Origin of the sequence: Dermacoccus abyssi (genome assembly GCF_003515945.1) — a bacterium.
Classification (GTDB): Bacteria; Actinomycetota; Actinomycetes; order Actinomycetales; family Dermatophilaceae; genus Dermacoccus; species Dermacoccus abyssi.
On record NZ_QWLM01000004.1, the window covers coordinates 124,176 to 145,116 of the forward strand.

General features: G+C 68.5%; 19 protein-coding genes, 2 tRNA genes and 1 pseudogene. 12 read left to right on the plus strand and 10 right to left on the minus strand.

The window, feature by feature from the left end; translation table 11 throughout:
• Positions 1–106: 106 nt before the first annotated feature.
• Positions 107–700, plus strand: coding sequence for a hypothetical protein (locus D1832_RS05070; RefSeq protein WP_118912892.1), 594 nt, complete (start codon positions 107–109; stop codon positions 698–700).
• Between the two features lie 381 nt (positions 701–1,081).
• Here D1832_RS05070 and D1832_RS05075 read toward each other — a convergent pair whose 3' ends face one another.
• The 4 genes from D1832_RS05075 to D1832_RS05090 form a co-directional block, all read right to left on the minus strand.
• Positions 1,082–1,723 carry an RNA polymerase sigma factor gene (locus tag D1832_RS05075; protein ID WP_118912893.1) on the minus strand — a complete coding sequence of 214 codons (642 nt, stop codon included), beginning with the start codon at positions 1,721–1,723 and terminating at the stop codon, positions 1,082–1,084.
• A 233-nt stretch (positions 1,724–1,956) separates the two neighbouring features.
• Positions 1,957–2,739, minus strand: coding sequence for a ParA family protein (locus D1832_RS05080; protein ID WP_118912894.1), 783 nt, complete (start codon positions 2,737–2,739; stop codon positions 1,957–1,959).
• A gap of 59 nt (positions 2,740–2,798) precedes the next feature.
• On the minus strand, positions 2,799–4,307 hold the full coding sequence (gene glpK, locus D1832_RS05085; protein ID WP_118912895.1) for a glycerol kinase GlpK: 1,509 nt from the start codon (positions 4,305–4,307) through the stop codon (positions 2,799–2,801).
• A 61-nt stretch (positions 4,308–4,368) separates the two neighbouring features.
• Positions 4,369–5,094, minus strand: coding sequence for an MIP/aquaporin family protein (locus tag D1832_RS05090; RefSeq protein ID WP_118912896.1), 726 nt, complete (start codon positions 5,092–5,094; stop codon positions 4,369–4,371).
• Between the two features lie 250 nt (positions 5,095–5,344).
• On the opposite strand from D1832_RS05090, the gene D1832_RS05095 reads away from it, so the two are divergent.
• The 7 genes and pseudogenes from D1832_RS05095 to D1832_RS05125 all read left to right on the plus strand — a co-directional run bounded on the left by D1832_RS05095 (position 5,345) and on the right by D1832_RS05125 (position 13,428).
• Positions 5,345–7,072 (plus strand): glycerol-3-phosphate dehydrogenase/oxidase, encoded by a 1,728-nt coding sequence (locus D1832_RS05095; RefSeq protein WP_118912897.1) that lies wholly within the window; start codon positions 5,345–5,347, stop codon positions 7,070–7,072.
• A gap of 102 nt (positions 7,073–7,174) precedes the next feature.
• On the plus strand, positions 7,175–8,698 hold the full coding sequence (locus D1832_RS05100; RefSeq protein WP_118912898.1) for a hypothetical protein: 1,524 nt from the start codon (positions 7,175–7,177) through the stop codon (positions 8,696–8,698).
• Position 8,699: 1 nt separating this feature from the next.
• Positions 8,700–9,424, plus strand: a pseudogene (locus tag D1832_RS05105) (response regulator transcription factor).
• Between the two features lie 11 nt (positions 9,425–9,435).
• Entirely contained in the window at positions 9,436–10,935 is a 1,500-nt protein-coding gene (locus D1832_RS05110) for a sensor histidine kinase (RefSeq protein ID WP_118912899.1), read from the plus strand.
• Between the two features lie 25 nt (positions 10,936–10,960).
• A complete protein-coding gene (locus tag D1832_RS05115; RefSeq protein ID WP_147362615.1) occupies positions 10,961–11,416 on the plus strand; it encodes a GtrA family protein in 456 nt (151 codons plus the stop codon).
• 89 nt (positions 11,417–11,505) lie between these two features.
• Positions 11,506–11,600: transfer RNA gene (locus D1832_RS05120), tRNA-Ser, on the plus strand.
• Positions 11,601–11,928: 328 nt separating this feature from the next.
• Positions 11,929–13,428, plus strand: a complete 1,500-nt coding sequence (locus tag D1832_RS05125) for an LCP family protein (RefSeq protein ID WP_182434662.1) — start codon at positions 11,929–11,931, stop codon at positions 13,426–13,428.
• Positions 13,429–13,540: 112 nt separating this feature from the next.
• On the opposite strand, the gene D1832_RS05130 is transcribed toward D1832_RS05125, so the two are convergent.
• Positions 13,541–13,744 (minus strand): cold-shock protein, encoded by a 204-nt coding sequence (locus D1832_RS05130; RefSeq protein ID WP_047310585.1) that lies wholly within the window; start codon positions 13,742–13,744, stop codon positions 13,541–13,543.
• A gap of 222 nt (positions 13,745–13,966) precedes the next feature.
• Positions 13,967–15,757 carry an ABC transporter ATP-binding protein gene (locus D1832_RS05135; RefSeq protein ID WP_118913030.1) on the minus strand — a complete coding sequence of 597 codons (1,791 nt, stop codon included), beginning with the start codon at positions 15,755–15,757 and terminating at the stop codon, positions 13,967–13,969.
• 118 nt (positions 15,758–15,875) lie between these two features.
• Here D1832_RS05135 and D1832_RS05140 point away from each other — a divergent pair, with 118 nt between their 5' ends.
• On the plus strand, positions 15,876–16,316 hold the full coding sequence (locus D1832_RS05140; RefSeq protein ID WP_118912902.1) for a MarR family winged helix-turn-helix transcriptional regulator: 441 nt from the start codon (positions 15,876–15,878) through the stop codon (positions 16,314–16,316).
• Here D1832_RS05140 and D1832_RS05145 read toward each other — a convergent pair.
• The gene (locus tag D1832_RS05145; protein ID WP_147362616.1) at positions 16,258–16,686 is read right to left on the minus strand and encodes an MFS transporter; all 429 of its coding nucleotides are present in this window, start codon (positions 16,684–16,686) and stop codon (positions 16,258–16,260) included. The two genes, D1832_RS05140 and D1832_RS05145, sit on opposite strands and share 59 nt — an antisense overlap.
• Positions 16,683–17,681, minus strand: coding sequence for an MFS transporter (locus D1832_RS05150; protein ID WP_118912904.1), 999 nt, complete (start codon positions 17,679–17,681; stop codon positions 16,683–16,685). The genes D1832_RS05145 and D1832_RS05150 overlap by 4 nt, the downstream gene beginning before the upstream one ends.
• 155 nt (positions 17,682–17,836) lie before the next feature.
• Here D1832_RS05150 and D1832_RS05155 point away from each other — a divergent pair, with 155 nt between their 5' ends.
• Entirely contained in the window at positions 17,837–18,217 is a 381-nt protein-coding gene (locus tag D1832_RS05155) for a GNAT family N-acetyltransferase (protein WP_118912905.1), read from the plus strand.
• A gap of 212 nt (positions 18,218–18,429) precedes the next feature.
• Here the strand turns inward: D1832_RS05155 and D1832_RS05160 are convergent.
• Positions 18,430–18,519 (minus strand) — tRNA-Ser (locus tag D1832_RS05160).
• A 125-nt stretch (positions 18,520–18,644) separates the two neighbouring features.
• Here D1832_RS05160 and D1832_RS05165 point away from each other — a divergent pair.
• Together D1832_RS05165 and D1832_RS05170 are read left to right on the plus strand one after the other, a co-directional pair.
• Positions 18,645–19,019: a YtxH domain-containing protein gene (locus D1832_RS05165; protein WP_147362617.1), complete on the plus strand. Its 375-nt coding sequence runs from the start codon at positions 18,645–18,647 to the stop codon at positions 19,017–19,019.
• 182 nt (positions 19,020–19,201) lie between these two features.
• A complete protein-coding gene (locus D1832_RS05170; protein ID WP_047310606.1) occupies positions 19,202–19,477 on the plus strand; it encodes an HU family DNA-binding protein in 276 nt (91 codons plus the stop codon).
• An 88-nt stretch (positions 19,478–19,565) separates the two neighbouring features.
• Here D1832_RS05170 and D1832_RS05175 read toward each other — a convergent pair whose 3' ends face one another.
• Positions 19,566–20,927 carry an FAD-dependent oxidoreductase gene (locus tag D1832_RS05175; RefSeq protein WP_118912907.1) on the minus strand — a complete coding sequence of 454 codons (1,362 nt, stop codon included), beginning with the start codon at positions 20,925–20,927 and terminating at the stop codon, positions 19,566–19,568.
• Positions 20,928–20,941: the final 14 nt, after the last annotated feature.

A 20,941-nucleotide genomic window follows, 5' to 3' on the forward strand; every position in this document is an offset into this window, starting at 1 on the left:
CTTGGAACACCACAGGTGCCAGCGGAACCCGAGCAGATCCGTCCACCACACCGAGTGCCCGTTCTTCGGGTCACCCAGCAGGTCACGCAAGCCAAAGGGCACGCATGTGCTGGGCCAGGACGTCGTCGGCGGGGTCGGTGTGGTCGTCGGTGACGGTGTCGGCTGCGTCGGCTCACTCGTCGGAGTCGACGGCGAGGGGCTCGTCGGTTCCGACGGACGCGCCGGCTCGGTGGTCGGCGTGGTCGGGTTCGACGTCGTCGGCTGCGACGGTTCGCTCGTCGGCGTCGTGGGTTCCGTGCTCGGTTCGCTCGTCGGCGTCGTCGGGTTCGACGTGGGTTCGGTGGTCGGCGACGTCGGTTGCGTCGTGCTCGGTCCGCTCCTCGACGAATCCGACGGTGCGGGAGCGGTCGACGTGGGAGCCTGCGACGTCGAAGTGCCCGGTGCGGAAGCCGTCGCCGAACCGGACGGCACCGGCGGCAGCCCGGACGTCGGCACGGTGGCCGAACCCGTCGGCGTTGCGGCGCCCGGCATCGTTGTGCGTAACGGGGATCCGCCTGCCGACGGCAAGCCTGGCAGGCGCGGCAGGGTGACCGCGGAGGAGCCCGACGGAACGACTGGGCCGTTGTTCCCTCGCTCGGAGGCGGCGCGCTCGTTCGCGCGGGGGGCGCTCGTCGCCCAGGTGGACGTCGAGGTCGGCTGACTCGTCGCGGACGCCGTCGACGACGCAGTGGGAGTGTCCGTGGAGGACGACGACGGATCGGCCGGCGCACTCGAGGAGGAGTTCGGTCCACGGGAACTCGAGGCGGCACCGTCGTCCGGGTCCAGCAGGACGACGCCGGCCGCCACGGTTGCGGCAAGGCCCACGAGCGCGGCGCCGGCGGCCCAAGTGCTCACCGTTCCGCCGGCGCCCGGCGCTCCGGCCGCACCGGATCCGGCGGCGGCCCCGGACGGGTCGTTCAGCGCCTCGCGCAAAGCCTCGGCCTTACCGGCGTCGAGGGCGGACGGAGTGACGGTTGCGGCCCGAGCGGACAGCGCATCACGCAACTGTTGCTCGAGGGCGGCGAACTCGTCGGGTCGAAGATCAGCCATCGGCGTCTCGCATCGCTCGGGCGAGCTTGGCCATGGCGCGTGAGGCTTGCGACTTCACCGTGCCCTGGCTGATCCCGAGGGTCGACGCGATCTCGACCTCGCTCAGCCCCTCCCAGTACCGCAGCACGAGAACCTCGCGCATGCGGGTGGGCAACGCGTCGAGGTGGCCAAGCACCTGCTGGTGCTCGTCGGCCAGAAGAACGGGCTCGTCGGAACCGGGCCCGGCCTCGGGTTCGGCAGCAGCGGCGTACTCGCGGGCGGTGCGGCGACGCCTTAGCACCGAGCGGGCGTGGTTGAGCACGGACGCACGCAGGTACGCGCGGGCGTTCGCGGGCGATTCGAGGGAGTCGACGTTGCGGTGCAGACCGAGGAAGGCGTCGTGCACGACGTCCTGCGCCGACTCGATGTCGTCGACGAGCTGACGAGCCAGACGCACCATGTCGTGGTACGAACTGACGTACAGGGCGTCGAGGTCGACCTCGTCCGGGGGAGAGCCTTGCGAGGACGTGTTCGCCCCCGAGGTCGCGTCGTCACCGGTCGACGCAGCGCGCTCCGAACGAGCGCTTCGCGCCCCTTCCGAGATGGCCCACCAGGGCGCCGGGGGAAGCGGAAGCGCTGCATGGACGAGAGTCATGCACCCGCTCCCCTCATCACACGGCAGATGCCGACGCCGATGTTCTGCAGGGCGATTCGGACGATGCCCCATCATCCAGTGTCGGCGAGGAACGCGGGCCGGGGCAAGCCGATCGACCCAAGTGTCCGCGCAAGCGGGTGCCTGGCCCGCGCGGTCGATCGTCCTCATGACAGAAAAGACGCACACCGGACCGACAGGTTGCATGCCACCTGACGAAATATGCCCGAGGTGGCTCAGGACGTGCGCCGGCGAAGGGCCTTGGCCGTGCGTCCGATGCGTGACAGCAGCGCATCGTAAGCGTCCGTCATCGGAGCCGATCCGGCGATGGCGCTGAGAGGCTGGCGTGCTCCCTGAGCCCGCTGAACCACAGCCCGATCCGCCAGGACAGGTGAGAGGACGAGTGGCCCGAAGGTCCGCTCCAGTACCTTCACCTGTTCGGCGTGTTCGCGGACCGAGGGACGGAACCGGTTGACGACGATGCCGAGCGGTTGCAGCCCGCCCGCCTCACGTCGACGCAGGTCGTCGATCGCGGCGAAGAGTCGGTTCGCAGCATTGACGGCGAACGCCCCCGGTTCGGCGACGACGATGGCGCGGTCGCTCGCGACGAGCGCGCTGCGCGTCAGGCCGGACAGCGACGGCGGTGCATCGATGAGGACGAGATCGTAGTCGAGCTTGCCGAGCGCTTTGCGCAGCGTGTGGAGGCTCTCCCCCTCGGCGTCCGGGCGATCGAGCGCTGCGGTCGACGGGGCACCGGGCAGGACGTGAAGCTCCCCCGCACCCTCCCAGCCCGAGGCGACGATCGTCTGCTCGAGCACCTTGCGCTTCGGGCTTTCCAGCACGTCACCACTCGCACTGCCGGTAGCCTTGGCACCGAGGGCATAGGTGGCGTCACCCTGCGGGTCGAGGTCGACGACGAGCGTCGCGAGCCCCTTGCGCATCGCGGCGTCGGCGAGCCCGAGGACGACGGAGGTCTTACCCACCCCGCCCTTGAGGCTGCACACGCTGATGACGACCATGGCTCAACCCTAGGCGGGCGCGGCGCAGCGGTGCCCCGACACGCCGCGCCGCCGACAGGTCACTCCGCCCAGTCGAGGGTGCGCTCGACGGCCTGGCTCCAGCGCCCCAGCAGGCGCTGACGCTCGTCGTCCTCCATCGAGGGCTTCCAACGCTTGTCCTCGGCCCACTGACGACGCAGTTCGTCGAGGTCCTTCCAGAACCCGACGGCGAGGCCGGCCGCGTAGGCGGCACCGAGGGCCGTCGTCTCGTTGACCTTCGGGCGGATGACCTCGACGTCGAGGATGTCGCTCTGGAACTGCATGAGCGTCTCGTTGACGACCATGCCGCCGTCGACCTTGAGCTCGGTCATCTCGACGTCGGAGTCGGCGTTCATCGCCTTGACGACCTCCTGGCTCTGGTACGCCACGGCCTCGAGGGCCGCGCGGCACAGGTGCCCGCGGTTGGCGAAGCGGGTGAGGCCGACCACGACGCCGCGAGCGTCGCTGCGCCAGTGCGGCGCGAAGAGGCCGGAGAAGGCCGGGACGACGTAGACGTCACCGTTGTCGTCGACCTCCTTGGCGTACTTCTCGACCTCCTTCGCGTCCTTGATGAGCTTGAGGTTGTCGCGCAGCCACTGCACGAGCGAACCGGTGACGGCGATCGAGCCCTCGAGCGCGTAGACCGGCTTCTGGTCACCGATGCGGTAGCAGACGGTGGTGAGCAGTCCGTTCTTGCTCATCACCTTCTCCTCACCGGTGTTGAGGATGAGGAAGTTGCCGGTGCCGTAGGTGTTCTTGGCCGTACCCGGCTCGAAGCAGACCTGACCGAACGTGGCGGCCTGCTGGTCGCCGAGCGCGCCCGCGATCGGCACACCGCGCAGGACGCCGCGGTGACGCACCTTGCCGTACTCCTCGGACGAACTGCGGATCTCCGGGAGCATCGACATCGGGATGCCCATGTCCTTCGCGATGGACTCGTCCCACTCGAGCGTGTCGAGGTTCATGAGCATGGTGCGGGAGGCGTTCGTGACGTCGGTGACGTGCACGCCGCCGTTCTTGCCACCCGTCATGTTCCAGATGACCCACGTGTCCATCGTGCCGAACAGCAGGTCACCGGCCTCGGCCTTCTCGCGAGCGCCGTCGACGTTCTCGAGGATCCACATGACCTTCGGGCCGGCGAAGTACGTGGCGAGCGGCAGGCCGACGACGTCCTTGTACTTGTCGGCGCCGTCGTCACCGGCGAGCTCCTTGCAGATCGGGTCGGTGCGCGTGTCCTGCCAGACGATGGCGTTGTAGACCGGCTTGCCCGTCTTCTTGTCCCACACGACGGTCGTCTCGCGCTGGTTGGTGATACCGACGGCGGCGATGTCGTCGGAGTCGAGGTCCTTGTTGGCGAGCGCCTCGGCACACACCTTGCGCGTGTTGTCCCAGATCTCGGCCGCGTCGTGTTCGACCCAGCCGGCCTTGGGGAAGATCTGCTCGTGTTCCATCTGGCCGACGGCGACGACGTTGCCGTCGTGGTCGAAGATCATGCAGCGCGTGCTCGTCGTGCCCTGGTCGATGGATGCGACGTACTTCTTCTCAGCCATGTTCTACTCCTCGTGCGTCGAGTTGGCGTTGGCGGTTGATGTCGAGTCTGCCCCGAACGGGTCAGCCGATGTAGAGATTGGCGGCGAAGCCTGCGATGAGGCCGCCGATGACGGGGCCGACGACCGGCACCCATGCGTAACTCCAGTTGGAGTCGTCCTTGTTGGGGATGGGAAGGAGGAAGTGCGCAAGGCGCGGCGCCAGGTCGCGTGCCGGGTTGATGGCGTAGCCCGTCGGACCACCGAGCGAGACACCGATGGCGACGACGAGGAAAGCAACGTTGAGCGGTCCGGCCTGGCTCGGCGTCTTGGCGAACACGAGGATCGTGAAGACGAGGACGAACGTTCCGACGACCTCCGTCATGACGTTCCAGAACGGCGATCGGACGGTGGCCGAGGTGGAGAAGACGTTCGTCGGCGCGTCCTCGTGCTCGTCGAACTGCTTCTTGTAGGCCATCCACACGACGACGGCGCCGATGAAGCCGCCGACGAACTGGGCGGCGACGTAGGTGAGTGTCGAGGCGGCCGTGATGTCGACGCCCTTGGCGTAGGTGTCGGCGCCACTCGCCCACATGCCGAGGGTCACCGCGGGGTTGAGGTGGGCACCTGACTTGTAGGCGGCGAACACTCCGGAGAAGACGGCGAAGCCCCACCCGATGTTGATCATGAGAGGGCCGCCGCCGAAGCCGCCGTTCTTCGGCAGCAGGACGTTGGCCACGACACCCACACCGAGGACGATGAGGATCGCCGTTCCGACGACTTCGCTCAGGAAGACTTGTCCGAGTGACATGCGTTCTCCGTTCGTGAAGGATCCCGTGACGGGCGCGCCCCGGGGATGCTCGTTTCGCATCCTACGCGGTGGGCTGAGGTCGCTGGGGGTTCCGCAGCGGGCGCGACGAAGACTTCGCTCTCCGTTCGTCGTGTGACGAAAGGCCCACGCTCCGGACTCGGGAAACGTCCATTCGAGCGGTCTAAGGTAGAGGGGAAGCCGTGTTCCGCGCGCGCCCGTGAGACCCGTCGCTCCCCTTTCGGAGGTACCCATGACGATGCACCCCTACAGCGCGAAGATGAGCCCGCAGGCCCGCGAGGAATCGTGGCGCGAGCTCGGCGAGCGCGAACTCGACGTCCTCGTCATCGGCGGTGGTGTCACGGGCGCGGGCGTCGCGCTGGACGCCGTCACGCGCGGCCTGCGTACCGGCCTCGTCGAGGCCCGCGACTTCGCGAGCGGCACCTCGAGCCGCTCGTCGAAGCTCTTCCACGGCGGCCTGCGCTACCTCGAGCAGCTCAACTTCGCTCTCGTTGCCGAGGCGCTCAAGGAACGCGAGCTCATGCTGACGCGCATCGCTCCGCACCTCGTGCACCCGGTGGCGTTCCTCTACCCGCTGAGCCACCGCGCCTGGGAGCGCCCGTACGTCGCGAGCGGTATCGCGATGTACGACCAGATGGGCGGCGCGCGCTCGGTGCCGCGCCAGAAGCACCTCACCCGCGGCGGCACGATGAAGCTGTTCCCGGGTCTCAAGCCGGACGCGATGGTCGGCTCGATCCGCTACTTCGACGCGCAGGCCGACGACGCGCGTCACACGATGACAGTGGCGCGCACCGCCGCGCAGTACGGCGCCATCGTGCGCAACTCCACCGAGGTCGTCGAACTCGTCACCGAGGCCGACCGCGTCGTCGGTGCCGTCGTGCGTGACGTCGAGACGGGCGAGAAGCTCGAGGTCCGCGCCAAGGTCGTCATCAACTGCACCGGTGTGTGGACCGACGACATCCAGAAGATGACGGGTGGGCGTGGCCGTTTCCGCGTGCGCGCGTCGAAGGGCGTGCACATCCTCGTGCCGCGCGACCGTATCGCCGGCGAGGTGGGCCTCATCCTGCGCACCGAGAAGTCGGTGCTGTTCGTCATCCCGTGGGGTCAGCAGTGGCTCATCGGCACCACCGACACCGACTGGGCCCTCGACGTCGCCCACCCCGCGGCGACGAGCAAGGACATCGACTACATCCTCGAGCACGTCAACACGGTGCTCGCCGCGCCGCTCACGCGTGACGACATCCTCGGCGTGTACGCCGGCCTGCGTCCGCTGCTCGCGGGCGAGAGCGAGGACACCTCGGCGCTCTCGCGTGAGCACGCCGTCGCGCGCCCTCAGCCGGGCCTCATCTCGATCGCCGGCGGCAAGTACACGACCTACCGCGTCATGGCGGAGGACGCCGTCAACGCGGCCGCCGAGGACCTGGGCCCGATCAAGGACTCGGTCACGGAGGTGACGCCGCTCGTCGGCGCCGACGGGTACGCCGCGATGCTCAACCTCAAGCACGAGCTGGCCGCCGAGTCAGGCCTGCCCGAGTGGCGCATCGAGCACCTGCTCGGCCGCTACGGCTCGCGTCTGTACGAGGTGCTCGAGCTGGCACAGGACGACGCGTCGCTGCTCAAGCCCGTCGCGGCCGCTGACGAGTACCTGCGCTGCGAGATCGCGTACGCCGTGACGAACGAGGGCGCGCTGCACCTCGAGGACGTCCTCGCCCGCCGCACGCGCATGTCGATCGAGACCAAGCACCGCGGCGCCGACGCGGCGCAGGAGGTCGCCGACATCATCGCGCCGCTGCTCGGCTGGTCGGACGAGACGAAGAACGCCGAGATCACGTCGTACGTCGAGCGTGTCGAGGCCGAGCGCAAGTCGCAGGAGCTCGAGACCGACGAGGCCTCCGACGCCGCGCGCCTCGAGGCTCCCGACCCGCGCCCGGGTCTGCGCAAGGTGCTCGCCACCCGCTGACCTGCTGCTCACCGGTTCCCTCCGCCCCCTCCCGCCTGCCGCGGGTGGGGGCGGTGGCGTGTAGAGGCCGGTCTCCGGGGCGAGTCGGCCGTACGATGCATCGTGCCCCTCGATGTCATCGCTTTCCTGGCCGGGTTCCTCGCAGCTCTCATCGTCACGCTGCTCCTGGGACGCGCGGCCCTGCGTCGGTACGACATCGACTTCTCCGGCCGCGAAAGTGGCGGGTGCAGCGCGTTGGTCAGCCGGTTCGACGGTTATCCCCCGAGGGCTGTGCGGGCGATCGCCCACAAGGGAGGAGTCGTCCTGTGGCAGCCCCGACGGCGACTCGTCATCGCCACACCACCTGCCGCCACCGACACGGCCACACGTCGCGCAACTGCACAACCGGACGATGCCCCGTGGGGCTGGAACCTCGAAGGCCGTGACGACGGTCCGGAACTGTTCGGCGGCGAGGGCCTCGCCACGGTCGTTCGACGAGCCTCACGAACGGCGCAGCGAGCTCCCCTCACGACCTGGGCGTGGCTGCTGTTCCCCCGATTCTGGGGTGCACTAGCCGGCGCCTTCGTGCTGACTGCGCTGGGGATGGCAGGCGTTGTCGCTCTCGGTCACACAGAAACCGTGACGGTGACCAAGACCGTCGCCGACCCGGAGATCGACGAAACCTTGTGCACCTTCGTTCTCAGCGACGCGGCCGGCAAGGCGGCCGGCGAGCAGGTGTCGTCGTGCGTCATGGTCGACGAGCCTCGAGTGGGCGCGCGGGTGGAAGCCGTCGCGCTGCCGGCGAGCGACTACGCCATCGTCCTCGACGACTTGGGCTTGTCGGAGCCGACACTCGGCAGTCTCTTCATGGCAGCCGGAGCCGGCGGTGTCGCAGTGGTCTCCGGCCTCTGGCGCGCCGTCCTACCGCGCCGTCGAACGAGCCTCATCCCCTTCCCGATCGCCTCGGACGACGCCGAGGGCGTGGACATCGCGGCCATGGAGCACTTGACGCTGGCCGAACTCGCCGACCTCGAGGAGAGCATCGCCCCGCAGCCCTCGACGACCCCCTCGCACGCCGGTACTGGGGTTCGGGGGCTGATCAACCGGATGAGGCTCTATCCGATTCCTGCGGGATCTTTCGCGACGTTGGCCCTGTGCTGGCACCACTACGACGAGCATCGAAACATCGCCCTCGTGGTCGGGCTCGTGGCGCTCATGGTGTTCGTTCGAGGACTCGTGCTGAGCCTGACGCAGTTCGTCGAGGTGCGCTCCCTCACGCACCAGGCCTGGCAGGGTCCGCTCGCGTACTCACGCGTGCCGGGCGTTGCCAACGCTGTGCTGCTCTTCCTGCGCCCCGGCCGTGCGCTGTGGCTCGATCTCGATGGCAGCGTGCCGCCCCGCGGCACCGCGCAATACCGCGGTGATCTCACCGAGGACCCCTCATCGGTCCAACTGCTCGTGGACGGAGTCCTCCTGCGCGCCGATCGTCGCCACCCCGAGTTGGGCCCAGCGGAACTGGACCAGCTTCGCGAGGACGTTCTCGACGACCTCACCATGCTCATCGCCCGGGCCGACCCACCGTCCACGCACAGGAACGTCACAGAAACGACCTTGGAACCGCATAGCCGCCGGGGCGACACTGAGTGACATGAGCCCCGCTGCCCCCGCTTTGAAGCGCCCCGACGGCGCGAACGTCCGGGTCCTCGTCGTCGACGACGAGTCGAACCTCACCGAACTGCTGTCGATGGCCCTTCGCTACGAGGCTGGGACATCAAGAGCGCCGCCACCGGCAACGCGGCCGTCAAGACGGCCAAGGAGTTCAAGCCCGACGCCGTCGTGCTCGACATGATGCTGCCCGACTTCGACGGCCTCGAGGTGCTGCGCCGCATGCGCGACGAGGACCCGACGCTGCCAGTCCTCTTCCTCACCGCGCGCGATGCCGTTGAGGACAGGGTGGCCGGTCTGACGGCCGGAGGCGACGACTACGTCACGAAGCCCTTCAGCCTCGAGGAGGTCGTGGCCCGCGTGCGCGCGTTGCTGCGCCGCTCGGTCCAGTTGCAGGAGGAGGAGAGCTCGCTGCTGCGCGTCGGCGACCTCACCCTCGACGAGGACAGCCACGAAGTGATGCGCGGCGACGAGGAGATCACCCTCACCGCAACGGAGTTCGAACTCCTGCGCTTCCTCATGCGCAACCCCAAGCGCGTACTGAGCAAGGCTCAGATCCTCGACCGGGTGTGGCACTACGACTTCGGCGGCCAGGCCAACGTCGTCGAGCTCTACATCAGCTACCTGCGCAAGAAGATCGACGCCGGCCGCGCACCGATGATCCACACGATGCGCGGCGCCGGCTACGTGCTCAAGCCCGCTTCCTGAGCCGCCGCCCCGTGTTCAATCCCGCCCGGTGGCCGCTACGCACGAAGCTGCTCGCCTCGATCGTCACCCTCTTCGTCGTCATCATCGCGATCATCGGCGCGGCGACCGTCCTCACCACCCGCAACTCGCTCATGACGCAGGTGGACGCCCAACTCGCCGACGCACAGCGCTCCCTCGGCGGCTCCGGTGAGGGCGACGCCCCCGGTCACACCGACGGCTACCACCGCGCCGCGCCCGGGCTCGGCGGCAGCATGCTGCGCCTGACGATCGACGCCTCCTCCACCGCGAACACGATCCGCACGAGCGAGAACGTCGTCCTGACGCCCGGCTCGATCTCGACGCTGTCGAAGGCCCAGGTTCTGACGCTGTGGAACAGTTCGCTCGGCACCGCCCCTCAGACCGTCGACGTCGGCGGCGGCCTCGGCACCTACCGCCTCGTCGCCGTCTCGCGCTCGAACGGCGACGTCACCATCGTCGGCATGCCGCTCGAACCCATCGACCGGAACGTCGGTGAACTCGCCCGGAACATCGCGCTCATGGGTCTGCTCGGCCTCGTCGCCGTGGGCGGCGCGAGCTTCCTGCTCGTGCGCAGCAACCTGCGTCCCTTGCGCCGGGTCGCGGCCACCGCCGAACGAGTCTCGGAGATGCCCCTCGGACGCGGCGACGCACGCACCGACGAGCGCGTGCCGACGGTCGACACCGACCCGCGCACCGAGGTCGGCACCGTCGGCCTGGCGCTCAACAACCTGCTCGACCACGTCGACTCCGCCCTCGACGCTCGCGAGGAGAGCGAGATGCAGGTGCGCCAGTTCGTGGCCGACGCGAGCCATGAGCTGCGCACTCCCCTCGCCTCGATCCGTGGCTACGCCGAGTTGTCGCGCCGCGAGACCGAGCCCGTCCCGCCGTCCGTGACCCACGCTCTCGGGCGCATCGAATCCGAAGCCGGGCGGATGACGACGCTCGTCGAGGACCTGCTCCTGCTGGCCCGTCTCGACGCCGGCCGCGAACTCGAGCGCGAACCTGTCGACCTCACCCGCATCGTCGTCGAGAGCCTGAGCGACCTCCACGCGGCCGGGCCCGACCACGTCTGGCACCTCGACCTGCCGGAGGACCTCGACGAGGTGCCCGAAGTCGTCGGCGACGAGGCGCGTCTGCGTCAGGTCGTCATCAACCTGCTGGCCAACGCGCGCCGTCACACGCCGCCGGGGACGGTCGTGACGGCCGGGCTCGCGCGCGAGGGCGACGACGTGATCGTCCGCGTCACCGACAACGGCCCCGGAATCCCAGCCGAGTTCACGCCGCACCTCTTCGAACGCTTCACCCGCGGAGACGTCGCGCGCACGCGCACCGAGGGCTCGACTGGTCTGGGCCTGTCGATCGTGCACGCCGTCGTCACCGCGCACCACGGCACGGTGAGCGTCGAGAGCGAACCCGGGAACACCCGGTTCACCGTGCGTCTGCCCATTGAACCGAGGGGCCGACTCGCGTCACCCGAGGCAGCCGGAGCATGATGTCGGACGACACCCGGAGGTGACGATGAACGAGAACGAGGCGCTCGCCGCCGCGACGAACCCGTCGGCGGCGCCGGAAACCGAAGCCGGCGAACGGGGCACCGTGTCGCACGCCATGCGCTTCGCGCTCGTCGGCGTGGGCTCGACGGTTCTCTACACGCTGCTCTTCATGCTCCTCGACATGCGCATGAACCACCACCTCGCGAACGTGACGGCGCTGCTCGTGTGCACGGTCCTCAACACGTGGGTGAACCAGCGATTCACGTTCGATGCGGCGGGGCACTCGGGCGGCAAGGCCGCCCACGTCCAGAGCCTCGCGATCCTCGCGGTCACGCTCGCGGTGACAACGGGCGCGCTCGCGCTGGAGCACCACCTGTGGCCGAACGCGGGCACCTTCTGGGACACGGTGACGGTGACGATCGGCAACGCGATCGCGACGGTCGTGCGCTTCGTCGTCTTCCGCCGAATCTTCACGCGCTGAGCGACCGAAGCCCCCTGTGACGGCGCGGTTTGGTGTGCGCCGGGCTGTCCGATACCCTTTCAGGGCTTGCAGTGCTTACTGCTCGTGGAGGAGGCGTCGCCTAGTCCGGTCTATGGCGCCCGCCTGCTAAGCGGGTTTGGGGTTTATAGCCCCATCGAGGGTTCAAATCCCTCCGCCTCCGCCAGCGAATGTGAAGGGCCCCTCCCCAGGATCAGCGACGAAGTCGCCCTGGGGAGGGGCCCTTCACATTCGCTGATGAAAGCACGGGGGATTTGGGAGGAGTCCGGGCGCCCGCGAGCGAAGCGAGCCCGCGCCCGGACGACGGCTCCCTCCGCCTCAGGGAACGAGACCGAGGCGCGACACACCAGCGCAGCACCTCCAGCGAACTCTCAGAACCTGATCGTCACCGGATTGAGACTTTTCCAGGTTCGTCCTTCATCATGGTGAGCAGCACTTTTCAAGTTCGCCGGGCCGGTGGCTCCGACGGGCGGTCAGCTATTGGGGATCTTCACATGACGCACGACTCGTACGCGAGCCATTCGGGGCCGGAGGGGCTCCGTGTGGCAACTCGCTCGGGTGAGCGTCAGCGCCGTCGGGCGTCGTTGCGCCGCAGCTTGTCGTTGACCTTCCTGAGCACGCTGTTGCCGGGGCTGGGGCTGGTGTGGACGCGCCGCCGCCGCCTGGGCATTCTGCTGGCGGCGTTCACGTTGCTCGCACTCCTCACGTTGGCCGTCGTGCTCGTCGGTGGTGGGCTCATCACCGGTGCGGCGAACGTGCTCACGGCGAAGGGCCTCAAGATCGCCCTCGCCGTCACGATCGGGGCGGTCCTGCTGTGGCTGTTCTCGATCGTGCTCACGGCGCGCACGACACACATGACGGCGTGGTCGCGCCGCGGCGAGACCGTCTTCAAGGGCTTCACCGCGCTCATGTGCCTCGCGGTCACGCTCCCTGCCGCTGAGGCAGTCCGGTACGTCACGGTGACGCAGGACGCCTTCGGTTCGATCTTCATCAAGAACGGCGGCGGCCAGAGCGCGAAGGAGAACGCGTTCAAGCGGCACGAACGTGTGAATTTCCTCCTCGTCGGTTCGGATGCGGGCAAGGATCGCTTCGAGGTGCGTACCGACTCCGTCATGGTCGCCTCCGTCGACACGAAGACCGGCGACACGACCCTCATCAGCATCCCGCGCAACTGGCAGAAGGTGCCGTTCCCCACGTCCAACCCGCTGCACGACCTCTACCCGGACGGATTCACCTGCCCGGACCGTGGCGCGAGCGAGCAGTGCATCATGGACGCCGTGTGGACCGAGGCCACCGTGCAGCACCCCGAGCTGTTCAAGGGTCAGCGGTACGCCGGCCTCAACTCGACACGCGATGTCGTCACGGAGATCACCGGCCTTGAGATCGACTACTCCACCGTCATCAACCTCGAGGGTTTCCAGGATCTCGTCGATGCCATGGGCGGCGTGGACATGACGATTCCGCCCGGCGGGATCGCCATCGGCGGCAAGATCGTCAACGGCGTGAAGACGGGCATCACCGGGCGCATCCCCGAGGGTGAGCAGCACCTCGACGGTCAGCAGGCCCTCTGGTACGCGCGCAGCCGGGTCGAGACGGGCGACGGTGACCGCATGCGCCGTCAGCGCTGCATGGTCAACGCTCTGGTCAGCCAGACGAACCCGTTCCAGATGGTCCAGCGCTTCCCCGACATCATGAAGGTGGCCAAGGAGAACATCCTCCTCGACCTCCCCCAGGACCAGCTCCCCGACCTCGCTGATCTGGCCAACACGATGAAGAAGGGCCAGATGAAGAGCGTCAATCTGGCCTACCCGATCATCAGCGACAGCAACCCGGACTACGACAAGGTGCGCTCGCTCGTGAAGAAGGGCTTGGAGCGTCCGAAGGCCACGAAGAAGCCCGCACCGAAGAAGACGTCGACGTCCAGCTCGACCACGCCCTCGACGAGCACCTCGACCACCGAGGAGCCTGTGAGCGACACGACCTCCACCTGCTGATCGCACGACCTCGACGAGGACGCTCCACAGCTGATCCCGAAGTGACGAGATATCCGGGCACGACGAAGGCCCCAGCCGAACCGGCTGGGGCCTTCGTGAGGTCTACCTGATATCAGGCAGAGGTGACGTTCGAGGCCTGCGGGCCCTTGTCGCCCTGCGTGATCTCGAACTCGACGCGCTGACCCTCGTCGAGCGAGCGGTAGCCGTTGGTCTGGATGGCCGAGTAGTGAACGAAGACGTCAGCGCCGCCGCCGTCCTGCTCGATGAAGCCGAAGCCCTTTTCAGCGTTGAACCACTTCACAGTGCCCTGTGCCATGGGAAATCCCTCTATCTATCGTGTTGCGTTGAGCTTCAACTTTTGAAACTCAGGCTGATGTGCATGCCATAGGCGCCTGAGGTTGAAACAACAGGAAAAACCGAGGTACTGCAAAGCAACCACCATCACGCTAACACGCGCCGCCTCCCCGAGGCTCATGCGCGACGCCCGCAAACGTGAACAGTGCATGACCGCACAGCGACGGGCGGCACCCGTTCGGCCTCAGGCTGCCAGCTCCTCGTGGTCGGCTGCCGCGACGAGTTCCGCGTAGCGCCCACCACGGGCGAGAAGTTCGGCATGCGTGCCGGCCTCGACGATCCGTCCCGCGTCCATGACGACGATGCGGTCGGCGTCGCGGACGGTGGAGAGACGGTGGGCGATCGTCAGGGTCGTGCGGCCCGCGCTCAGGCGCTCCAGAGCGTCCTGGACGGAGCGTTCCGTACGGGTGTCGAGCGCACTCGTCGCCTCGTCGAGGACGAGGATCGGCGGGTTGCGCAGCAGAGTGCGCGCCAGCGCCAGGCGTTGCTTCTCGCCGCCGGAGAAACGGTGTCCGCGAGCGCCGACGACGGTGTCGTACCCGTCGGGCAGACCGGCGACGACGTCGTGGATGGCGGCGGCTTTCGCGGCGGCGACGATCTCGTCGTCCGTGGCGTCGGGCTTGGCGTAGCGCAGGTTCTCGGCGATGGTCGCGTGGAGCAGGTAGGGCTCCTGGACGACGACACCGACGAGGTCGCTCACGTCGGCGAGCGTCATGTCGCGCAGGTCGACGCCGTCGATCCGCACGCTGCCCGCGTCGGGGTCGTGCAACCGGCTGACGAGTGCCGCCAACGTGGACTTGCCGGAGCCGGTGGTGCCGACGACGGCCACGTTGGAGCCGGCGGGCACGGTGAGGTCGACGTCGTCGAGCGCGGGTCGGTCAGCGCCGGGGTAGAGCAGAGTGACGTGGTCGAAGCGCACCTCGCCGCGCACGGCGTCAGGCTCGAGGCGAACCGGCTCGGCCGGGTCGGCGATGGCCACGGGCATGTCGAGGTACTCGAAGATGCGGCTGAACAGCGCCTTGCTCGTCGTCAGCTGGATGCCGACGTTGAGCACACCCATGAGCGGGCGGAAGAGCGCGGACTGCAGACCGGTGAAGGCCACGAGCGTTCCGATCGTCATGCCACCACCCGTGGCGGGGAGGCCGGCCGCGAGGTAGATGAGTGCAGGGATGACGGCGAAGATGATCGACGTCGTGCCCATGCGCCAGCGTCCGGCCATCTGGGCCTGGAGTTCGAGTTCGGTGAGCGTGGCGGACGAGCGCGTGAAGCGGGTGCTGAGCTGCGGGCCCGCGCCCATCGTCTTGGCGAGCACGACACCGCTGATGGACAGGCCCTCCTCGATCTGGGTCTGCATGTCGGCGAGCGTTCCCTGCGCCTTCGACTGAACCGCGCGTCGCAGACGCGCGACGCGGCGCGTCAGCCAGATGGCCGGCGGCAGGACGACGAGGCTGATGAGCGAAAGCTTCCAGCTGAGCACGGCCATCGCGATCGCGGTGCCGATGACGGTCGTCACGTTGCTCGCGATCGACGTGGCGGCGTCCGTGACGACGCCCTGCATGCCGTTGATGTCGTTGGTCAGGCGGCTCTGCAGCTCGCCGCCGCGCGTGCGGGTGAAGAACCCGAGGGGCTGGCGCTGCAGGTGGGAGAACAGGTCGGTGCGCAGCGTGTGCATGACGCGCTGGCCGGTGCGCGTGGCGAGCCAGGTCTGCACGACGCCGAGAAGCTGCGTGACGATCGTGACGGCCAGGATGCCGCCGACGAGCGTGAGCAACAGCGGCACGTCCTGATGCGGAATGGCGTCGTCGATGAGGTGTTTGGTGAGGAACGGCGGCGCGAGCGCGATGACGGCGCTGACGACGATGATCGCGAGCACGACGGCCATGGACACGCGGTGCGGCGCGAAGAGCCGCGTGATGCGGCGCATGGAGACGGGGTGGGCGTCGAGCTGGGCGATGTCGGCCTTGCTCACGCGCATGCCGGAGCGGCCGGCGCCGTGGCCGGGGCCGTGGGGGTTCGGTTGGCTGGTCGTGGTGATCACGTCCTTTCGGCTTTAGTGAGGTTTCCTCACTATCCGGGGATGTAACAATCGTGCCATGGCGATTCCTTCCCGGCCGACGCACGAGTCGGACCTCGCGAGCCTTCTGGCTCTCACGGCCCGCCGGATGCGCCAAGCCCATCTCGACTCGCTCGAGCCGTATGGCATCACGCCCCAGCTGTCGCGAGCGCTCGCCATGATCGAGCGCCTTTCCGGCGACGGCGAGGTGCGCCCCTCGTCGATCGCGGCACGACTCGATATCTCGGCACGCTCGGCGACGGAGGTCGTCGACGCCCTCGAGGAGCGCGGGCTCGTCGAACGCCACCCCTCCCCCAGCGACCGGCGCGCCACGGCGCTGACGCTGACGGACGCCGGGCGCGCGCTACGTCAGGAGATCGGCGCGGTCCGCGCGGAGCAGACCCACGAGCTCACCCGCCACCTCACGGGTGATGAGCAGGAACTCCTGCGTGCTCTGCTGACGAAGATGCTCGACGCCTGACGTCGCTCTCCAGGCCGACGGCGGCTGCCATCGCGCCCAGCAGGACCGAGCCGGCACACCACCACATGCCAGTGCCGAACGCCTCGGCCACGCGTTCGCCGTCCTGATAGGCGCTGCCGACGAGACCGACGAGCATCGGCAGGGCCGCGACGGCGACGAGACCGGCCGTGCGCGAGACGGCGTTGTTGATGCCGCTCGCCAGGCCGGAGCGTCCGGACGGCGCGGCGGCGAGGACGGTGCCCGTCAGGGGCGAGACAAGCATCGACATGCCGAAGCCCTGGACGCTGACGCCGGGCAGGATGTCGCGCACGTAGGTCGGGTTCGCAGGCGCCAGGGCGAGCAGGGCGAAGCCGACGGCGACGAGCGTCATGCCGCCGACCATCGGCACGAGAGCGCCGCGGCGCTGCGCGACGCCCCGAAGTAGCCCGAGAGCACGAGCATGATGAGAGAGATCGGCAGGCTCGCGGCGCCCGCTTCGAGCGGCGACCAGCCCGCGGAGACCTGAAGGAACAACGCGACGAAGAACATGCTGCCCGTGAACGAGGCGTAGACGAACAGAGTGGCGACGTTGACCCAGGTGAAGATGCGGTTCCTGAACAGGACGAGCGGGATCATCGGGTGCGACGAGCGCTTCTCGGCAACGACGAGAGCAACGGCCGAGACCACCGCTACGGCAGCGGCGAAGGGCCCGCCGGCCCTCCAGTCGGTGAGAGCCCAGGTGAGCCCGGCGAGCATCGTGACGGTGAGGACAATGGCAGGCACGTCGAAGCGGTGCGACGCGTCGGGATCGCTACTTTCCGGGGCGTCGCGCAACAGCCACAGAACGAGTGCGCCGAGCGGTACGTTGAGCCAGAAGCCGTACCGCCAGTCGATGCCGACGAGCCAGCCACCGACGACTGGCCCCGCGGCGGTGGCGATGCCGAGCATGCCGCTCCATGCGCCGATGGCCTTGAGGCGGTCCCTCTCCCCGAAGGCGGACTGGAGCATCGCGAGACTGCCAGGCGTCAGGGCCGCGGCGGCGACACCCTGGACGACGCGGGCGCACACGAGCAGGTGGATCGTTGGCGCGAGGGCCACCGCGACGGAGGCGACGACGAAGCTGAGGACACCGAGGGCGTAGACGCGCTTGCGACCGAAGTGGTCACCCAACGAGCCACCGACGACGATGAGCGCCGCGAGCGAGAGTGCGTATCCGTTGACGACCCACTGCAGGCCCGCGAGGTCGGCGTCGAGCTCACGCCCGATGCGCGGCAGGGCGACATTGGTGATCGTTCCGTCGAGGAAGACCATGCCGGAACCCAACACGGTCGTCGCGAGGAGACGACGTCCGGCGGTGGTGTCGAGGCGCAGTTCGTCGTCGGTCACTGCGACACAGTAGGGCACCTCGGTGAGGCCGGTTTCTCACCGGACGCAGAGCGGACAGTCGCGCGTCGCCCGAGCATTGCCCTGTCGGGGCGGACAGTGGATTCGGTGCCGCTCACGAGGGCCATCGCGACGAGACTGCACTCTAGGCTGGACGCATGAGCGAATCCCTGTCCGACAAGACCGGCGCGGCAGTCGCCATCACCCGCGACGACGAGCGCCACGCCTACGTCATCACGCTGAGCGAGGAGGGCGCCGAGGCCGGCCGCGCGTTCTTCCTCGACCGCGACCACGACGGCGTGGACGAGCGCGTGTTCTTCCACACCGAGGTCGACGAGGAGTTCGGTGGCCGGGGGCTTGCCACCGTCCTCGTCAAGCAGGCCGTCGACGCGACCCGCGACGAAGGCAAGCTCATCGTCCCCGTGTGCCCGCTCGTGCGCGGCTACCTCACGAAGAACGCCGACGCCTACGAGGGCGCCTTCCGCCCCAACCGCGGCTCCGACGTCGAGTGGGTGCAGGAGCAGCGCTCCGCCGGCTGACGCGGCGCCTGGCGGGGTGATCTGCCCAAGTGTGGGCCTTGGCTGGGTAAGCGCCTGACCGTGACGGATGTGGGAGCCGTCGGCTCCGCGGGGGGTCGCTTCGCTCGCGGCCCGCGGAGCCTCCTCCCAAATCCCCTACCTGTCATGCCGCCAGATGTGAATGGGGCCTCCCGGGAGCGACTTCGTCGCGGCCGGGAGGCCCCATTCACATCTGGCGGAGGGCGTGGGATTTGAACCCACGATGGGCGTAAACCCATAGCGGTTTTCAAGACCGCCGCACTAGGCCACTATGCGAGCCCTCCTCGTGTGACCACGGCCCACCCCGAAAGGCGTGCCGTAGCGAGGAACCATGCTACGCCCCCTGGCGAAAAGCCGCGGATTCGGTAGGGTGACAAGCAAGTTACGACTACGAAGGAGCCACACCATGATGAGCAAGGTTTCATTCCTCGCCGGCGCCGCCGTCGGTTACGTCTTCGGCACCCGTGCCGGGGAGAAGCGCTACGAGCAGATCAAGAAGCAGGCCGACAAGGCCTGGCAGAACCCGGCGGTCCAGGAGAAGGTCACCGCCGCAACCGAGCAGGTCAAGACGAAGGCACCCGCCGTCGCTGCTGCCGTCGGCCAGAAGGCTGCCGACGCGGGCAAGAGCGCGGGCCAGGCTGCTGCCGCCAAGGCCGGCGACGCCAAGGACTCCGTCGCGAACCGCGGCGACAAGGACCTGCCGGAGACCATCCACCGCGGCGAGGACGGCGAACTCCACGCCGACACGAGCGGTTTCGGCCCCGGCGGCGAGAAGCTTCCCTGACCCCTCCGGGTCGTACGCCCAACTTCCGACTACGACGCTTCGTGAAGCACTCCGAGTCGGTTTTCACCCCTTCGGGCGCGACATTTCGCGGCGCATCGCGTAGATTCGCAGACAACGCGGCCTAACGCGGGGCCTTCGGGGAACCGTTCCGGCTGCGACAGGTTAGAGAAGAGGATTCATCCATGAACCGCAGTGATCTTGCCAGCACCATCGCCCAGCGCACCGGCGTCAGCGTCAAGGACGCCTCCGCCGTCATCGCCGGCCTGAACGACGTCATCATCGAGGCCGTCGGCCGCGGCGAGAAGATCCAGCTCCCGGGTCTGCTCACGATCGAGCGCGTCGAGCGCGCCGCCCGCACGGGCCGCAACCCGCAGACGGGCGCCGAGATCGAGATCCCGGCCGGCTACGCCGCCAAGGTCACGGCAGGCTCCAAGCTCAAGGCTGCTGCCAAGGGCTGACCCAACGCCTGACACACGAAGGGGCCCGCGCCGACACGGCGCGGGCCCTTCGTCATGCTCTAACGTCGGACCTGACGATGAGCTCGGGTCAAGAAGCCACCTGCTCCGCGTGCGCGCGACCGGCCGCGATCATGTCCTCGCGCGACACGATCTTCACGCGCTCGCGGCCCGCGCCCGCGCCGAGCGCGATCTCCTGCGCGTCCAAGCGCTCCCAGTCGTCCCACAGCGTCACGTCGACACCGCTGTCGAGCAGGTGACGCAGCAGCGCGTCCTCGTCGTCGACGGCCGGCGCCACGAGCGACGGCAGGTCCTCGAGCAGGCAACGGATCGTCTCCGACGCGTCCGACTTCGTGTGGCCGATGAGGCCCACAGGGCCGCGCTTGATCCAACCCGTCACGTACGTCGCTGCAATCGGCTCTCCGGACTCGTCGAGCACGCGGCCGGCCTCGTTCGGCACGACGCCGCGGGCGTCGTCGAAGGGCACGTTCTGCAGCGGCGACGAGTAGTACCCGACGGCGCGGTACACGGCCTGCACGTCCCAGTCGATCGTCTCCCCCGTGCCGCGCACGTTGCCGTCGCCGACGAACTCGGTGCGCTCGGTGCGCAACCCCGTTACGGCATCCTCACCGAGCACCTCGACCGGCGCCTGGCAGAGGTGGATGTGGATGCGGTGCGGCGCCCCGGTGGGCTCGGTGTCGAGGTACTTGAGCAATGTGTTGACGACGAGCTTCGTCGACTTGCTCGCGTTGATCGCCGCCTGGCCGGCCTCGTCGATCTCGAAGCCCTCCGGCTCGACGATGACGTCGACGCTCGGCGAGTGCGACAGCTCGCGGAACTCCATCGGCGTGAACTTCAGCTGCGCCGGGCCACGGCGAGCGAACACGTGGACGTCCGTCGCCTCGTTGAGCGCGAGGCCCTGGTAGACGTTGTCCGGGATCTCCGTGGTGAGCTGCTCGTCCGCGGGCTTGGCGAGCATGCGGGCGACGTCGAGGGCCACGTTGCCGGCACCGATGACGGCGACGCTCTTCGCCGTGAGCGGCCAATCGCGCGGGGCGTCCGGGTGACCGTCGTACCAACTGACGAAATCCGCGGCGCCGTAGCTGCCCGGAAGGTCGATTCCCGGGATCTCGAGCGGGCGGTCCGAGGACGCACCGGTGGAGAAGATCACCGCGTCGTAGTGCTGCTGCAGACGCTCGAGGTCGACGTCCGTGCCGTAGTCGACGTTGCCGATGAAGCGGATGCGATCCCCCGAGAGCACCCGCCGCAGCGCCTTGACGATCTCCTTGATCCGCGGGTGATCGGGCGCCACCCCGTAGCGCACGAGCCCGTACGGAGCCGGAAGTCGGTCGAAGATGTCGACCGTCGCACTCTCGTGCTCCTTGGTGAGGATGTCGGCCGCGTAGATTCCTGCGGGGCCGGCACCGATGATCGCTACGCGTGGTGCGCGCACATGACCTCCTTGGT

Excerpts from the sequence above, each read along its gene's own strand:
- glpK (WP_118912895.1), bottom strand. The coding sequence starts at position 4,307 with ATGGCTGAGAAGAAGTACGTCGCATCCATCGACCAGGGCACGACGAGC.
- D1832_RS05145 (WP_147362616.1), bottom strand. The coding sequence starts at position 16,686 with ATGACGCTCGTCGCCGTCGGCTTCGCCCTGCTCGCCCTGGCGCCTGCG.
- D1832_RS05075 (WP_118912893.1), bottom strand. The coding sequence starts at position 1,723 with ATGACTCTCGTCCATGCAGCGCTTCCGCTTCCCCCGGCGCCCTGGTGG.
- D1832_RS05155 (WP_118912905.1), top strand. The coding sequence starts at position 17,837 with ATGAGCGAATCCCTGTCCGACAAGACCGGCGCGGCAGTCGCCATCACC.
- D1832_RS05090 (WP_118912896.1), bottom strand. The coding sequence starts at position 5,094 with ATGTCACTCGGACAAGTCTTCCTGAGCGAAGTCGTCGGAACGGCGATC.
- D1832_RS05125 (WP_182434662.1), top strand. The coding sequence starts at position 11,929 with ATGACGCACGACTCGTACGCGAGCCATTCGGGGCCGGAGGGGCTCCGT.
- D1832_RS05165 (WP_147362617.1), top strand. The coding sequence starts at position 18,645 with ATGAGCAAGGTTTCATTCCTCGCCGGCGCCGCCGTCGGTTACGTCTTC.
- D1832_RS05130 (WP_047310585.1), bottom strand. The coding sequence starts at position 13,744 with ATGGCACAGGGCACTGTGAAGTGGTTCAACGCTGAAAAGGGCTTCGGC.
- D1832_RS05135 (WP_118913030.1), bottom strand. The coding sequence starts at position 15,757 with ATGCGCGTGAGCAAGGCCGACATCGCCCAGCTCGACGCCCACCCCGTC.
- D1832_RS05115 (WP_147362615.1), top strand. The coding sequence starts at position 10,961 with ATGAACGAGAACGAGGCGCTCGCCGCCGCGACGAACCCGTCGGCGGCG.
- D1832_RS05095 (WP_118912897.1), top strand. The coding sequence starts at position 5,345 with ATGACGATGCACCCCTACAGCGCGAAGATGAGCCCGCAGGCCCGCGAG.
- D1832_RS05140 (WP_118912902.1), top strand. The coding sequence starts at position 15,876 with ATGGCGATTCCTTCCCGGCCGACGCACGAGTCGGACCTCGCGAGCCTT.
- D1832_RS05170 (WP_047310606.1), top strand. The coding sequence starts at position 19,202 with ATGAACCGCAGTGATCTTGCCAGCACCATCGCCCAGCGCACCGGCGTC.
- D1832_RS05080 (WP_118912894.1), bottom strand. The coding sequence starts at position 2,739 with ATGGTCGTCATCAGCGTGTGCAGCCTCAAGGGCGGGGTGGGTAAGACC.